Genomic DNA, 13,137 nt, shown 5'->3' on the forward strand with positions numbered 1-13,137 from the left:
GCACCAGACAACCGCAGGGGCGGGCCGCCGGGCCAACAACCGTGGCGCCGGTCCGACAACCGTCGGTTGTTCAGGCCGCCGACGAACCGCCCGGGGGCAGCTCCAGCTCGAACCAGACCACCTTGCCGTCCGCGGTCCGGCGGCTGCCCCAGCGGTGCGCGAGCTCGTTGACCAGGTGGATGCCGCGACCGCCCTCGTCCTCGGTGCGGGCGCGGCGGATCCGGGGCGCCGCGGCCTCCTGGTCGGCGACCTCGACGGTGAGCACCCGGTTGCAGAACAGCCGTAGCTGGGTGGGGGATCCGGCGTGCACCAGGGCGTTGGTGATCAGCTCGCTGGTGAGCAGTTCGGCCCAGTCGGCGAGCGTGTCGAGCCCCCAGGCGTTCAGCGTCTCGCGGGTGAAGCGGCGCGAGTGCGCGACCATCGCGTGGTCGCCGGTGAGCGGCAGGGTGGCGATCCGGTCCGCGCCGTGCGGGCGCACCTGCGCCATGATGACGGCGATGTCGTCCTCGCTGGTGCGGCCGGTGAGCCTGGTCAGCACGGCGTCGCAGGTCTGTTCCAGCGAGGCGCGCCGGTCGGCGACGGTACGGCAGAGCAGCCGCAGGCCCTCGTCCAGGTCGCGGCTCCGGCGCTCGACCAGCCCGTCGGTGTAGAGCACCAGGATGCCCTCCTCGGGGAGGGTGAACTCCGCGCTCTCGAAGGGGACTCCGCCGACGCCGAGGGGTGCGCCGGTGGGCAGTTCGACCAGGTGCGCCCGCCCCTCGGTGTCGGCGACCACGGGCGGCAGGTGCCCGGCGGAGGCCGCGGTGCAGCGACGGTCCACCGGGTCGTACACCACGCAGACGCAGGTGGCGAACTGGCCCTCGCCGACGGTCGTGGTGGCCTCGTCGAGCCGGTACAGGACCCGGGCCGGGTCGAGGTCGAGGGTGATCAACGTCCGTGCCGCGGTACGGAGTTGGCCCATGGTTGCGGCGGCGCGGATGCCGTGGCCCATCACGTCCCCGACGATCAGGGCGACCCGCCCGGCGGAGAGCGGGACGACGTCGAACCAGTCGCCGCCGACCTCGCTGACCACGCTGCTGGGCAGGTAGCGGTAGGCGATCTCCAGGCCGAGGGTGCGGTGCACCTCCTGCGGCAGCAGGCTGCGCTGGAGGGTGAGCGCGGTGTCCCGCTCGCGCCGGTAGAGACGGCCGTTGTCGATCGCGAGCGCGGTGCGGGCGGCCAGCTCCTCGGCCAGCGAGCGGTCCGCCGGGCCGAACGGCACCGGGTTGTGGGTACGGACGAACTCGGCGCCGCCCAGCACGTGTCCGCGCGCCACCAGCGGCACCATCAGGTACGAGTGCACCCCGGCATCCAGGCCCGGCTGGACCCGGTCGGGGGAGGCGACGATCCGGCGCAGCTCCTCCTCGGTCACCTCGGACACCAGGATCGAGCGCCGGGTGCGCAGGCTCTGCGCGTACAGCTGGGCGGACTGCGCGGTCTCGCCCACCTGGTCGGCGGCCCCGGTCAGGCTGCCGTCCGGGCCCGCCTCGCCGACCGCCACCGCCCGCATCAGCACCCTGCCCTCCGCGGGGACTGGCCCGGGCTCCTCGCCGCTGAGCACCGCGTCACGCAGGTCCACGGTGACGAAGTCGGCGAAGCGCGGGAGCACCACCTCCACCAACTCCTGGGCGGTGCGGTGCAGATCGAGCGTGGTGCCGATCCGGTTGCTGGCCTCGTTGAGCAGCGACAGCCGCTGCTGGGCGGCCCAGGCCTCGTCCAGCGCCCGCTGCCGGGCGGCGGCCGCGTCGCGCTCGCGGCCGAACAGCAGCGCATTGTCGATCGAGACGGCGGCCCGCACCGCCAACTCCCCGGCCAGCGCGAGGTCGTCGTCCTCGTACGGGCGCTCCACGAGGGTGCGGTAGAAGCCCGCGACACCGACCGGCGTACCGCGCGCGATCAGCGGGACGACCATGAACGAGCGCACGTTCTGCTCCCGTACGGCGGCGGTGCGCACCGGATCGTCGGCGAACCAGGCCAGCCCGTGCTCGTCCATCCGCGGCACCAGCACCGGCTTGCGGTGTGCCAGGCTCCACGCGTACGGCGAACCGGGCTGGAAGCGGTGCACGTTGCCGGTGCGGGCGATCGGCTGCATGGTCGAGCCGTGCACCGAGTGGAAGGCCATCCGCCGCAGCAGCGCCGAGCCGTCCGCCGGCGCCCGGGCCTCGCGTTCGCCGCGGACCAGCTCCTCCAGCACCTCCACCACCACCGTGTCGGCCAGCCGGGGCGTCGCCACCTCGGCCAACTCCTGGGCGGTCTGGGCGAGATCGAGCGTGGTGCCGATCCGGGTGGAGGCCACGTTGACCAGCGCCAGGCGCTCCTGCGCGGCCTTCGCCTCGCGCAGCGCCTGCTGGCGGGCCAGCACGGTCTGGTGTTGGCGCAGGTACAGCCGGGCGTTGTCGATCGCGACGGCGGCCCGTGAGGCCAGCTCGTCGCCGAGGGTGATGTCGGCCTCGGCGAAGGACTCGCGCTCGCCGCGCCGCGAGTACACCACCATGCCGAGCGTGGTGCCGCGCGCCACCAGCGGGGTGATCCGCACCGAGCGCGGGCGGTCACCGAGGAAGGCCTGCCGGCGGCTCTCGTTGATGCCCTCGCTCAGCGCCGGCAGTTCCCAGGACGGCACCACCACCGTCCGCCCGGTGATCAGCGCGCGGGCGTACGAGGAGTCGGGCGGCAGCTCGTAGACGGTGTCCACCGGCAGCGCCTCGGACGGGTAGAGCGGATCGGCGGTGGCCAGCGCCAGGCGGCGCACCAGCTGCGGGGCGTCCGGCGCGGGCGGCTCGACGTTGCGGCCCGCCACCAGCGCCTCCAGCGCGAACACCCCGCTGATGTCGGCCAGCTTGGGCACCATGGCGTCGGCCAGCTCGCGCGCGGTCTGCCGCAGGTCGAGGGTGGTGCCGATGGAGGCGGTCGCGTCGACGAGCAGGGCCAGCCGTTCCTGGGCGCGGGCCGCACGGGCGTCGGCGCGGAAGCGCTCGGTGATGTCGATGACCGTCGCGCTCACCCCGAGCACCCGCCCGCTGCGGTCCTCCAGCCGGAAGTACGAGGCCGACCAGGCGTGGTCGTGCTGCGGATCGCCCGGGGTGCGGCCGTGCGAGCGGGTGTCCAGCACGGGCTCGCCGCTCTCCAGCACCTCGCGCATCACCGCCTCGGACTCGGCGCCGTTGAGCCCGGGCAGCACCTCGGTGAGCCGGTGGCCCAGGTGCTGTTCGGCGGTCAGGCCGTTCGCCCGGGCCAGCGCCTCGTTCAGCCGGACGAAGCGCAACTCGGTGTCGTACACCGCCATGCCGACCGGGGACTGGGTGAAGAAGCCGTCCAGGACGGCCAGGTCCGCCTGGATCCGGCGCAGCGTCGTCACCTCGGAGGCGACGGCCAGCACCAGCGGCTCACCGCCGGGCCCGCGGATCGGGTGGGTGCGGAACTCCAGGTTGACCAGGTGCCCGTCGCGGTGGCGCACCGGGAAGACGCCGCTCCAGGGCCGGCCCTCCAGGATCTGCCGGAACAGCTCCAGCACCTCGGGCCGCTCGTCGTCGGAGGTCAGCAGCTGGGCGGCCGTCGCCCCCACCGCCTCTTCCACACGGTGACCGAGCAGTGCCTCCGCGTCGCCGCTCCAGTGCAGGATGCGCCCGTCGGCCGCGATCAGCGCCGTGGCGATCGGCACCATCTGCAGGGCGTCCTGCCGCGGCTCCTCCGCGCGCTGCGCGTTGTCGTCCACCATGGCCAGAGAACCGTCCCAGAGGCGTCCGGAGATCGTTCCCACCAGCCCTGCCATCTTCGCACGCGGCCCCGGGCGGCCGCTCACCCTGGCAATCCGCGCACCGGGGCAGCAGGCGCTCACCGGAGTAGGTCACGCACCGCCGCAGCAGCAGCTCACCGTGGCAGCAGGCGCTCCAGGCAGAAGGGGGCCCGGCTGCCGGGTTCGACCTTCAGCGACTGCACCCGGTACCACCCGGGCGGCACCTCGACGGTCAGAGCGGCCTGACGAACACCCGCTCCTCGGCCAGCCAGCCGACCGGCAGCGGCTCCCCGCCCAGCACCAGGAGGTCGCCGTGCCCGGGCTCCGGGAGGGCGGCCGCGTAGTCGGCGGCGGCCTCCAGCAGATCCTCCCGGCACCCCTCCCACCCCTCGACGGCCACCTCGGGGCACAGGCCGCCCTGCCTCAGCCCGCCGTCGTCGCCGCGAAGTCCTTCTGCAGCCGGCGCAGCAGCGCCGTCCCGTCCGGATCGACCGACCGGCGGGTGTTGGCCAGCACCACCACCCCCACCTGCGTCTCCGGGTCGAAGGCCACGAACGAGCGGAAGCCGCCCGTGCCGCCGTTGTGCCAGATCTGCAGGTGGCCGCCCTGCTGGGTGTGCAGCCGATGGCCGAGCCAGCCCAGGTGGACCCAGGCGAAGGGATTGACCCGGTGCCTGGTCTCCCGGGTGAGCGTGATCGCGGGCGCCAGCGGCGCGTCCGGCTCGCGCCCGGCGGCCAGCTGGGCCCGCAGGAGTATCGCGAGGTCGGCGGCGGTCGAGCGGAGCGCGCCCATGCCGGGTATGGCCGCCATCTCCCAGTACGGCACCGGCCGCCCGCCCGTCGTGTGCCCGTGCGCCAGCCGCCCGGACTGCTCCGCGTCCGACCGCACGTGGGTGTCCGTCAGCCCCAGCGGCTCGCAGACCTCCCGGGCCACCAGTTCCTCGTACCCGGTGCCGCTGCGGTGCGCGAGGGCCAGGCCGAGCAGCCCGGCGCCGAGGTTGGAGTAGCGGAAGCCGCGCCCGGGCGCGGTCCGCAGCCTCGTCCGGGTGAGCCCGTCCAGCACGTACTCGGCCGTGCAACGAGCGTACGGATCCCGGTCGTTGGGCCTGAGCAGCGCCTTCACCAGCATGCCCCGGGGCAGCCGGGGGAGCCCGGAGGTGTGCGTGGCCAGGTGCCGCAGCGTGATCGGCTCCCGGCCCCGGCCCGGAACGGCGGCCCGGCCCTCGCGGACTCCGCCACGCACCCCCTCGCGGACTCCGTCGCGCACCCCGGCGAGCACCTCGGCCAGCGGCTCGTCGAGCCGCACCGTGCCGTCGAGCGCCAGCCGCGCCAGCACCAGCGAGGTGAACACCTTGGTGACGGAGCCGATTTCGAACAGCGTGTCCGGCCCGGGCAGGCCGCCGCCCGGCCCGGTCCGTCCGACGCCGCGGATCTCCGTGGCACCGCCGGCCAGCCCGGCGACCACCGCGCCGACGTGCCGGCCCGCGAGCCGGTCAGCCGTCTCCTGCACGACGCACGCGAGTTCGTTCATGACCATGAGACTAGGCGGCCCCACCTGCCGAATCGTCAGCCGGGACAATGAATCTCGGCTGCCTCCGATGCTCCTCCAGGAGTACGCCCCGCTGCGCCCGGCGCGGTAGGCCCGGAATGTCACCTGCTACGCACGGCCGCCGGAACGCGTTCACCGTTCCAGCGCCGCCCGCAGTCGGGCCGCGACCTCCGCGGCGCCCGCCTCGTCCGGGTACTTCCCCCGCGGCCAGAAGAACCCGCGAAGCCCGTCCTTGGGATTGCGCGGCACCACGTGGACGTGCAGGTGCGGCACCGACTGGCTGATCCGGTTGTTCGCCGCCACGAAGCTGCCCGCCGCACCCATCCCGCGCTCGACGGCCGCCGCCACCTGCTGCACCCGCAGGAAGAACGGTCCCACCAGCTCGGCGGGCAGGTCCGCGAGCGTCCGGTGGTGGACGCGGGGGACGACCAGGACGTGCCCGGGGAACAGCGGCCGGCGGTCCAGGAAGGCGACCGCGGCCTCGTCCTCCAGCACCAGGTGCGCGGGCTCCTCGCCCGCCACCACCGCACAGAAGACGCAGTCCATCCGTCCATTCAAGCCACCGGCGGCCGCCCCGGCACCCCGGCAAACCCCCGTGGGCCCGGCTTCACCCGTCCGGCCGCCGACCGGGTGCGGCCGACCGGCCGGCGGGCGCACGGTGCTGCAGGGGGCCGACCAGCGGCGCGTCACGCGCCGCACGAGGAGGTGGCCCGGATGTCGGGCAAGTTCGAGGTCTAGGAGGACGCCGGTGGCAAGTACCGGTTCCGGCTCAAGGCGGGCAACGGCGAGATCGTCGCCACCGGCCAGGGCTACGTCAGCAAGGAGGCCGCCCACAAGGGCGTCGACGCCGTCCAGCGGGCCGCCGACGGCGCATCCGTGGTGGACCTCCCCAAGGCCGCCTGAGCGCACAGGGCCGGCCGGCGGGCGACCCGGCCCGCCGACCCGGCCCCGCACGGGCCCACCAGCCGACCCCGCACCGGCACGCTGCCGCGCCGCCGGCTCACTCGTACCGGTACAGCAGTGCCTCCCGCTCGTTCTGCTCGATCATCTCGATGGTCAGCGACTCGTCCCGCAGGTGCGAGAGCGTGACCTCCGCCGAACTCGGCTGCGCGTCCTTGGCGAGCCAGTTCTCCGGCTTCCAGGCCGACCCGCGCATGAGCGACTTCGGGCAGTGCGCGTACACCTCCTCGACCCCGACCACGATCGCGCTGCGCGGCGGCTTGCCGACGGCGGTCAGCTGCCGCAGCAGCTCCGGGTCGGTGGAGACGCAGGCCCGCCCGTTGACCCGCAGCGTGGTGTCCCGGCCCGGGACGACGAAGAGCAGCCCGATCCGGCCGTTCTCCAGGATGTTGTGCAGGGTGTCCAGGCGCTTGTTGCCGGTGGCGTCCGGAAGGGCCAGGGTGTGGTCGTCGAGCACCGAGACCAGCCCGGCCGGCCCGCCGCGCGGCGAGACGTCGCAGCGGCCGGCGGCGTCGGTGCTGGCGACGAACACCAGGGAGGCGCAGGCGATCAGGCGCTTCGCGACCTCGTGCAGGTGGTCGACCTGCTTGCGGCGCGCGTGGTCGCCGGGCTGCTCGTAGACCTCGCGCAGTTGGGCGGGGTCGGTGAGGGCCCCTGCGCTGAGAGCGGCGAACAGGCTGCCCGGCCGGTCCGGACCCAGGCTTGACGGGACGACAGCTTCCGGTGTGGTGGTCATACCGGGAATCTAACCGAGCCCCCTCGGCGCACCCCGGCCGGTGAGGCCTCCCGGAGGCCGAGGGTGGCGTCGAAGCCACCGCCGGGACCCCTCGCCGAATCCTGGCTCCACCCCTCGCCACCAGCGGTTTTCCGCTGATAATGGGGCCAGGGACTCCAGCCGCGCGGAGGTGGTGGTCGTGATCGTGAGAATCTGGGCCGGGCAGGTCCTGGCGGGCCGCATCGAGGAGTTCTGCGCGCACCTGACCACCCAGGTGATCCCGCAGCTGGGGCAGACGGACGGCTGCCTCGGCGGCGAGCTGTTGCGCTCGGTGACGGAGGACGGACGCCGCGTACTGGTGGTGAGCCGCTGGCGCGACGAGGCGGCCCTGCGCGGCTACGCCGGGCCGATGTGGCGGATCCGGCCGGTCTGGTCGGAGGGCGAGCTGAGCTACCTCGCCCACCCTCCGGAGGTCACCCACTTCCTGCAGATCGCCACCCCCGCGACGCTCTGAGCATCGTCCGCGGCGCGCAACATCCACGGCGCGCAACATCCGCGCCGCGCAACATCCGCGCGCCGCGCACCTTCTCGCGCCGTGCTGTGTCGAGCGCCGCGCACCTTCTCGCGCCGTGCTGTGTCGAGCGCCGCGCACCTTCTCGCGCCGTGCTGTGTCGAGCGCCGCGCACCTTCTCGCGCCGTGCTGTGCCGGGCGCCGTCCTCGCGGGCTCAGGCCGTCAGCGGCACCGGATGGATCTCGTCCGCCGGGTGCCCGGTACGGCTGTGCACCCGCTGCACGGCCTCCTTGGAGGGCGCGTCGGAGAGGCAGTACACCGTGCCCGACTCCGGGTCCGCCCACGCCTGCTCGAAGTGGACGCCCTCCTCGCCCTGGATCGCCAGGTCGGCAGCGTGGGCCTGCCTGAGCTGGTCCGCCGTGATTCCGGCCATCCCGTGGTGGACGTCCATGAACTTCGCCATCGCCCTCGCCTCCGTAGCTTCGGTGCGTCACCGGCAGGACCCCATCACCCAGCCTCGCCCCCTCCGGCCGCCTCCGCCACCGAACCGCCGCGATCACTGCGAACCACCGCGAACCACCGCGAACCACCGCGAACCGTCGCGGACCACTGCGGACCGCCCCGAAGCGCCGGATCCGGCGACGGCCCGGAGCACCCCCGCCGCGCATTCCCCGCCCGTCCGTGAAACAGACCACAGCGCAACCCCCTCCCTGCCCTCGCGCGGGCCGTGGCAGAATGACCGCAACAGCAGTGACGTTCAGCGCACTCCGGGGTCGGTGAAAATCCGAACCGGCGGTTACAGTCCGCGACCCGTCCGCAGCCAGCGGCCGGTTGACCAGGTGAAATTCCTGGACCGACGGTTAAAGTCCGGATGGGAGGCGTGCGCGGGCGGACGAAGAGCAGTACCCGTGGTCCATCGTTACCGGACCGGACCACGGTCAGGTGGACGGCGGGAGCGGTGTCTCCCGGGCCGGGCGAGCGATCTCCCGGCGGCCTCGGCAACCCCGGCGACGGGTGGTGCCGGCGGCTCGTGCACCGTTGCCCGTCCGTGTCATCTCCCTTCTGCCGCCCCGGAGTCCGCGCCCCAAGCGCGAGGAGAACCCGGGTGTTCACCGGCATCATCGAAGAGCTCGGCGAGGTCGTGTCGATCGAGGAGATCGGCGACTCCTCGCGTATTCGACTGCGCGGCCCGGTGGTCTGTGCGGACGCGGGCCACGGCGACTCCATCGCGGTGAACGGCGTCTGCCTGACCGTCGTCGACTCCCCGGCCGAACTGGCCGAGCGCACCGGCGAGTTCAGTGCCGACGTGATGGCCGAGACGCTGCACCGCTCCAGCCTCGGCGAGCTGAAGCCCGGCTCCCGGGTCAACCTGGAGCGCGCCATGGCGCTCGGCGCCCGGCTCGGCGGCCACCTCGTCCAGGGCCATGTCGATGCCACCGGGCGGCTGTTGAGCCGCGAGCCCGGCGAGCGCGACGCCGACGGCGAACTGCGCTGGGAGGTACTGCGGTTCTCGCTGCCCGAGACCATCTCCCGCTACCTGGTGGAGAAGGGCTCGATCACCGTCGACGGCGTCAGCCTCACCGTGGTGGAGGCTGCCCGGGACAGCTTCACCGTCAGCCTCATCCCGGCCACCCTCGCGCTGACCACGCTCGGCGCCAAGGCCGTCGGCGAGAGCGTCAACCTGGAGGTGGACGTGCTCGCCAAGTACGTGGAGCGCCTGCTCGAATCCCGCACCCTGCCCAACCTGCAGGCCCTGCCGAACCTGCCCGACAGCACCACCCTGTCGACCGACGAGACCCCGGGGGAGTCCAAGTGAGCTGGCTCAGCGGAGAGGCGTTCACCGTCCTCGGCGAACACGTGAAGTGGGCCGACATGTTCGGCAACCTGCTCGGCTTCGCCGGCCTGGCGCTCGGCTGGCGCCGCTCGGTCTGGAGCTGGCCGGTCCAGCTGCTGTCCGGCGCGGTGCTGATCACCGCCTACCTCGGGGGCCACGTCCCCGGCCTGATCGGCAAGCAGCTGATCGTCATCGCCACTGCCTCCTGGGGCTGGGCGCAGTGGCGGCGGGGTCGCCGGGACAGCGGCACCATCGCCGTGCGGTTCGCCAACTGGCCGGAGCGGATCGCGCTGGTGGTTGGCACCGCGGTCGGAACGGTCGCGCTCGCCCTGCTCTTCACGTCCTTCCCCAACCTGTCGTGGAGCCCCTGGTCGGACGCGTACATCTTCGTCGGCACGCTGGCCGCGATGGTCGCCCAGGCCCGCGGTTGGCTGGAGTTCTGGTTCGCCTGGATCGCGGTCGACGTCGTCGGCGTCCCGCTCGCCTTCAACAGCGGCTACACCTTCTCCGGCCTCACCTACTCCGTCTACTTCGTCCTGGTGCTGCTCGGCCTGCGTTCCTGGTGGCTGAGCACCCGCGAGCCGCGCGTCAAGTCCGCCACCGTCCCGCAGGGAGTCACGGCATGACCGAGAACCAGTCCGGCAAGGGCACCACCGAGGTCGAGCTCGTCCTCGACCCGGTCGAGCGGGCGATCGCCGACATCGCCCTCGGCCGCGCGGTGATCGTGGTCGACGACGAGGACCGCGAGAACGAGGGCGACATCGTCTTCGCCGCCTCCGCCGCCACCCCGGAGCTGATGGCCTTCACCATCCGCTACAGCTCCGGCGTGATCTGCGCCCCGATGACCGGCGAGGAGCTGGACCGGCTCAAGCTCCCGCCGATGACGCAGGTCAACGAGGACCGCAAGGGCACCGCGTACACCGTCTCGGTGGACGCCCGCGAGGGGGTGGACACCGGCATCTCGGCCGCCGACCGCGCCCGCACCGTGCGGCTGCTCTCCTCGCCCGGCACCGAGCCCGGCGACCTCACCCGCCCCGGGCACGTCTTCCCGCTGCGTGCCGTCGAGGGCGGCGTGCTGGTGCGCCCCGGCCACACCGAGGCCGCCGTCGACCTGGCCCGGCTCGCCGGGCTGGCACCGGCCGGCGCGATCGCCGAGGTGGTCAACGACGACGGTTCCATGGCCCGGCTGCCCGAGCTGGTCGTCTTCGCCCGCGAGCACGGCCTCGCGATCATCTCCATCGAGGAACTGATCGCCTACCGCCGCCGCACCGAGCTGCACGTCGACCGCGCCGCCGTCACCGCCCTGCCCACCGCGTACGGCGAGTTCACCGCCGTCGGCTACAAGGGCACCATCGACGGCGTCGAGCACATCGCGCTGGTGGCCGGCGGCCTGGCGGCCGACGGGCGGCTGCCGGACGGCGAGGACGTCCTGGTGCGGGTCCACTCCGAGTGCCTGACCGGTGACGTCTTCGGCTCGCTGCGCTGCGACTGCGGCCCGCAGCTGGAGGCCTCGCTGCGGCGGGTCGCCGAGGCCGGCCGCGGCGTGGTGCTCTACCTGCGCGGCCACGAGGGCCGGGGGATCGGCCTGGCCCACAAGCTGCGCGCGTACGAGCTGCAGGAGCAGGGCCGCGACACCGTCGAGGCCAATCTGGACCTGGGCCTGCCCGCCGACGCCCGCGACTACAGCATCGCGGCGCAGATGCTGGTGGACCTCGGCATCCGCTCGCTCACCCTGCTCACCAACAACCCGCAGAAGCTGACCGCGCTCACCGAGCACGGCCTCAAGGTCAAGGGGCGAGAGGCCGTCGAGATCGCGCCGGGCGAGCACAACCTGCGCTACCTGCGCACCAAGCGCGACCGGATGGGCCACGACCTGCCCGGCCTCGGCTCCTGAAGTACCCCACCAACCACAGGAAGCAGGAAGACATGAGCGGCCACGGAGCCCCCGAGCTGACCATCGACGGCGCCGCCGACCTGAAGGTCGCCGTCGTCGCCGCCCAGTGGCACGACACGGTGATGAACGGCCTGCTGGACGGCGCCCACCGCGCGCTCAAGGAGCTGGGCATCGCCGAGCCGACGGTGCTGCGCGTCCCCGGCACCTTCGAGCTGCCGGTCGCCGCCAAGCGCCTCGCCGAGGGCGGCTACGACGCCGTGGTGGCGCTCGGCGTGGTGATCCGCGGCGGCACCCCGCACTTCGACTACGTCTGCCAGGCGGCCACCGCGGGCCTCACCCAGGTCAGCGTCGACACCGGCGTCCCGGTCGGCTTCGGCGTGCTGACCTGCGACAACGAGGAGCAGGCGCTCGACCGCGCCGGCCTGCCCGGCTCCGCCGAGGACAAGGGCCACGAGGCGGTCACCGCCGCCGTCGCCACCGCCGCGGTGCTGCGCGCCGCGCTCTGACCACAGCCCGTACGGCGCCGGAGCGGTCCCGGACCGTGGACGTCCACCGGACTGTCCACGGTCCGGGACCGTTTACCGTCCGTCCGCCCGCACGCCGTAAGGTGGCCCCATCATGGCTTCGAAGACATTCGAGGAGCTCTTCGCCGAGCTCCAGCAGAAGGCCGCCACCGGCGACCCCTCGTCCTCCCGTACCGCGCAGCTCGTCCAGCAGGGCGTCCATGCGATCGGCAAGAAGGTCGTCGAGGAGGCCGCCGAGGTCTGGATGGCCGCCGAGTTCCAGTCGGACGAGCAGACGGCGGAGGAGATCTCGCAGCTCCTCTACCACCTTCAGGTGATGATGATCGCCCGTGGACTGACGCTCGACGACGTCTACAAGTACCTCTGACCGACAAGCTCCCCGAGCACACCCCTCCCAACAGGTAAGGAAGCAACCTCACATGCTGCGCATCGCCGTCCCCAACAAGGGTTCTCTCTCGGGTCCCGCGGCGGAGATGCTCCATGAGGCCGGCTACCGCCAGCGGAAGGACCCGAAGGAGCTCGTCCTCGTCGACCCGAACAACGAGGTCGAGTTCTTCTTCCTGCGCCCGCGCGACATCGCCGTCTACGTCGGCTCCGGCCGGCTGGACGTCGGCATCACCGGCCGCGACCTCCTGCTGGACTCGCACTCCAACGCCGAGGAGGTGCTCGCCCTCGGCTTCGCCGGGTCGACCTTCCGCTTCGCCCGCCCCGAGGGCGTCGCCGTGGAGGACGTCAAGGGCCTGGAGGGCCTGCGGATCGCGACCTCCTACACCGGCCTGGTCGAGCAGCACCTGGCCGACCACGGCGTGAAGGCGACGGTCACCAAGCTGGACGGCGCGGTCGAGACCGCGGTGCAGCTGGGTGTGGCCGACGTGATCGCCGACGTCGTGGAGACCGGCACCAGCCTGCGCAACGCGGGCCTGGAGGTCTTCGGCGACCCGATCCTGATCTCGGACGCCGTGGTGATCCGCCCCAAGGGCGCGGGCGAGGACGCACGGGTGGAGCAGTTCCTGCGCCGCCTCCAGGGCGTGCTGGTGGCCCGCCGCTACGTGCTGATGGACTACGACATCCGCGCCGAGAGCGTCGGCGCCGCCGTGGCGCTCACCCCCGGCCTGGAGTCGCCGACCGTCTCGCCGCTGCACACCGAGGGCTGGGTCGCGGTCCGCGCGATGGTGCTCCGCAAGGAGGCCCAGCGGATCATGGACGACCTGTGGGGCATCGGCGCCCGGGCCATCCTGGTCACCAACATCCACGCCTGCCGCCTCTGACCTGCGCACTCCGGCCCGGCCGGTCGTCGTCGCGCAGTTAAGCAAGGGTTGAATGGGGCGGGGACGCCGGACGGCGTCCCCGCCCTTCGCCTGGAACCACCCCATCGGAG

Annotated in this window: 13 protein-coding genes, 1 pseudogene and 1 riboswitch; of the genes and pseudogenes, 8 read left to right on the forward strand and 6 right to left on the reverse strand. The window is 73.2% G+C overall.

The genetic code is table 11. The features are described from left to right. Nucleotides 1–70 precede the first annotated feature (70 nt). From CRP52_RS28130 to CRP52_RS28140, 4 genes are all read right to left on the reverse strand, one after another. On the reverse strand, nucleotides 71–3,796 hold the full coding sequence (locus CRP52_RS28130; protein ID WP_179852943.1) for a SpoIIE family protein phosphatase: 3,726 nt from the start codon (nucleotides 3,794–3,796) through the stop codon (nucleotides 71–73). Nucleotides 3,797–4,004: 208 nt separating this feature from the next. Further along, entirely contained in the window at nucleotides 4,005–4,172 is a 168-nt protein-coding gene (locus CRP52_RS38540) for a hypothetical protein (protein ID WP_179852944.1), read from the reverse strand. A gap of 23 nt (nucleotides 4,173–4,195) precedes the next feature. Beyond that, complete coding sequence (locus CRP52_RS28135; RefSeq protein ID WP_179852945.1) at nucleotides 4,196–5,302, reverse strand: serine hydrolase domain-containing protein; 1,107 nt, start codon at nucleotides 5,300–5,302, stop codon at nucleotides 4,196–4,198. Nucleotides 5,303–5,452: 150 nt separating this feature from the next. Next, a complete protein-coding gene (locus tag CRP52_RS28140) occupies nucleotides 5,453–5,866 on the reverse strand; it encodes an HIT family protein (protein WP_097238949.1) in 414 nt (137 codons plus the stop codon). 207 nt (nucleotides 5,867–6,073) lie between these two features. On the opposite strand from CRP52_RS28140, the pseudogene CRP52_RS40910 reads away from it, so the two are divergent. Beyond that, nucleotides 6,074–6,223: pseudogene (locus tag CRP52_RS40910) on the forward strand (YegP family protein); the annotation flags it as partial. 97 nt (nucleotides 6,224–6,320) lie between these two features. Here the strand turns inward: CRP52_RS40910 and CRP52_RS28150 are convergent. After that, complete coding sequence (locus CRP52_RS28150; protein WP_097238950.1) at nucleotides 6,321–7,016, reverse strand: MSMEG_1061 family FMN-dependent PPOX-type flavoprotein; 696 nt, start codon at nucleotides 7,014–7,016, stop codon at nucleotides 6,321–6,323. Nucleotides 7,017–7,194: 178 nt separating this feature from the next. Between CRP52_RS28150 and CRP52_RS28155 the strand changes: the two genes are divergently transcribed. Next, nucleotides 7,195–7,509 (forward strand): antibiotic biosynthesis monooxygenase family protein, encoded by a 315-nt coding sequence (locus CRP52_RS28155; protein WP_179852946.1) that lies wholly within the window; start codon nucleotides 7,195–7,197, stop codon nucleotides 7,507–7,509. Between the two features lie 212 nt (nucleotides 7,510–7,721). Here the strand turns inward: CRP52_RS28155 and CRP52_RS28160 are convergent, their stop codons facing one another. Next, nucleotides 7,722–7,970, reverse strand: coding sequence for an SCO4226 family nickel-binding protein (locus CRP52_RS28160; RefSeq protein WP_097238952.1), 249 nt, complete (start codon nucleotides 7,968–7,970; stop codon nucleotides 7,722–7,724). A gap of 296 nt (nucleotides 7,971–8,266) precedes the next feature. Next, a riboswitch (FMN riboswitch) is annotated at nucleotides 8,267–8,394 on the forward strand. Between the two features lie 218 nt (nucleotides 8,395–8,612). Between CRP52_RS28160 and CRP52_RS28165 the strand changes: the two genes are divergently transcribed. The 6 genes from CRP52_RS28165 to hisG all read left to right on the forward strand — a co-directional run bounded on the left by CRP52_RS28165 (nucleotide 8,613) and on the right by hisG (nucleotide 13,027). Continuing rightward, nucleotides 8,613–9,323, forward strand: coding sequence for a riboflavin synthase (locus tag CRP52_RS28165; RefSeq protein ID WP_097238953.1), 711 nt, complete (start codon nucleotides 8,613–8,615; stop codon nucleotides 9,321–9,323). Nucleotides 9,324–9,379: 56 nt separating this feature from the next. Beyond that, nucleotides 9,380–9,967 carry a nicotinamide mononucleotide transporter family protein gene (locus CRP52_RS28170; RefSeq protein ID WP_097240394.1) on the forward strand — a complete coding sequence of 196 codons (588 nt, stop codon included), beginning with the start codon at nucleotides 9,380–9,382 and terminating at the stop codon, nucleotides 9,965–9,967. Beyond that, nucleotides 9,964–11,235, forward strand: coding sequence for a bifunctional 3,4-dihydroxy-2-butanone-4-phosphate synthase/GTP cyclohydrolase II (locus CRP52_RS28175; RefSeq protein WP_097238954.1), 1,272 nt, complete (start codon nucleotides 9,964–9,966; stop codon nucleotides 11,233–11,235). Before CRP52_RS28170 ends, CRP52_RS28175 begins: the two co-directional genes overlap by 4 nt. A 32-nt stretch (nucleotides 11,236–11,267) precedes the next feature. After that, nucleotides 11,268–11,741, forward strand: coding sequence for a 6,7-dimethyl-8-ribityllumazine synthase (gene ribH / locus CRP52_RS28180; protein ID WP_097238955.1), 474 nt, complete (start codon nucleotides 11,268–11,270; stop codon nucleotides 11,739–11,741). Nucleotides 11,742–11,853: 112 nt separating this feature from the next. Further along, nucleotides 11,854–12,126 carry a phosphoribosyl-ATP diphosphatase gene (locus CRP52_RS28185; protein ID WP_097238956.1) on the forward strand — a complete coding sequence of 91 codons (273 nt, stop codon included), beginning with the start codon at nucleotides 11,854–11,856 and terminating at the stop codon, nucleotides 12,124–12,126. A 52-nt stretch (nucleotides 12,127–12,178) separates the two neighbouring features. Beyond that, complete coding sequence (gene hisG, locus CRP52_RS28190; protein ID WP_097238957.1) at nucleotides 12,179–13,027, forward strand: ATP phosphoribosyltransferase; 849 nt, start codon at nucleotides 12,179–12,181, stop codon at nucleotides 13,025–13,027. Nucleotides 13,028–13,137 lie beyond the last annotated feature (110 nt).

The organism is Streptomyces sp. 1331.2, assembly GCF_900199205.1.
Lineage (GTDB): Bacteria > Actinomycetota > Actinomycetes > Streptomycetales > Streptomycetaceae > Kitasatospora.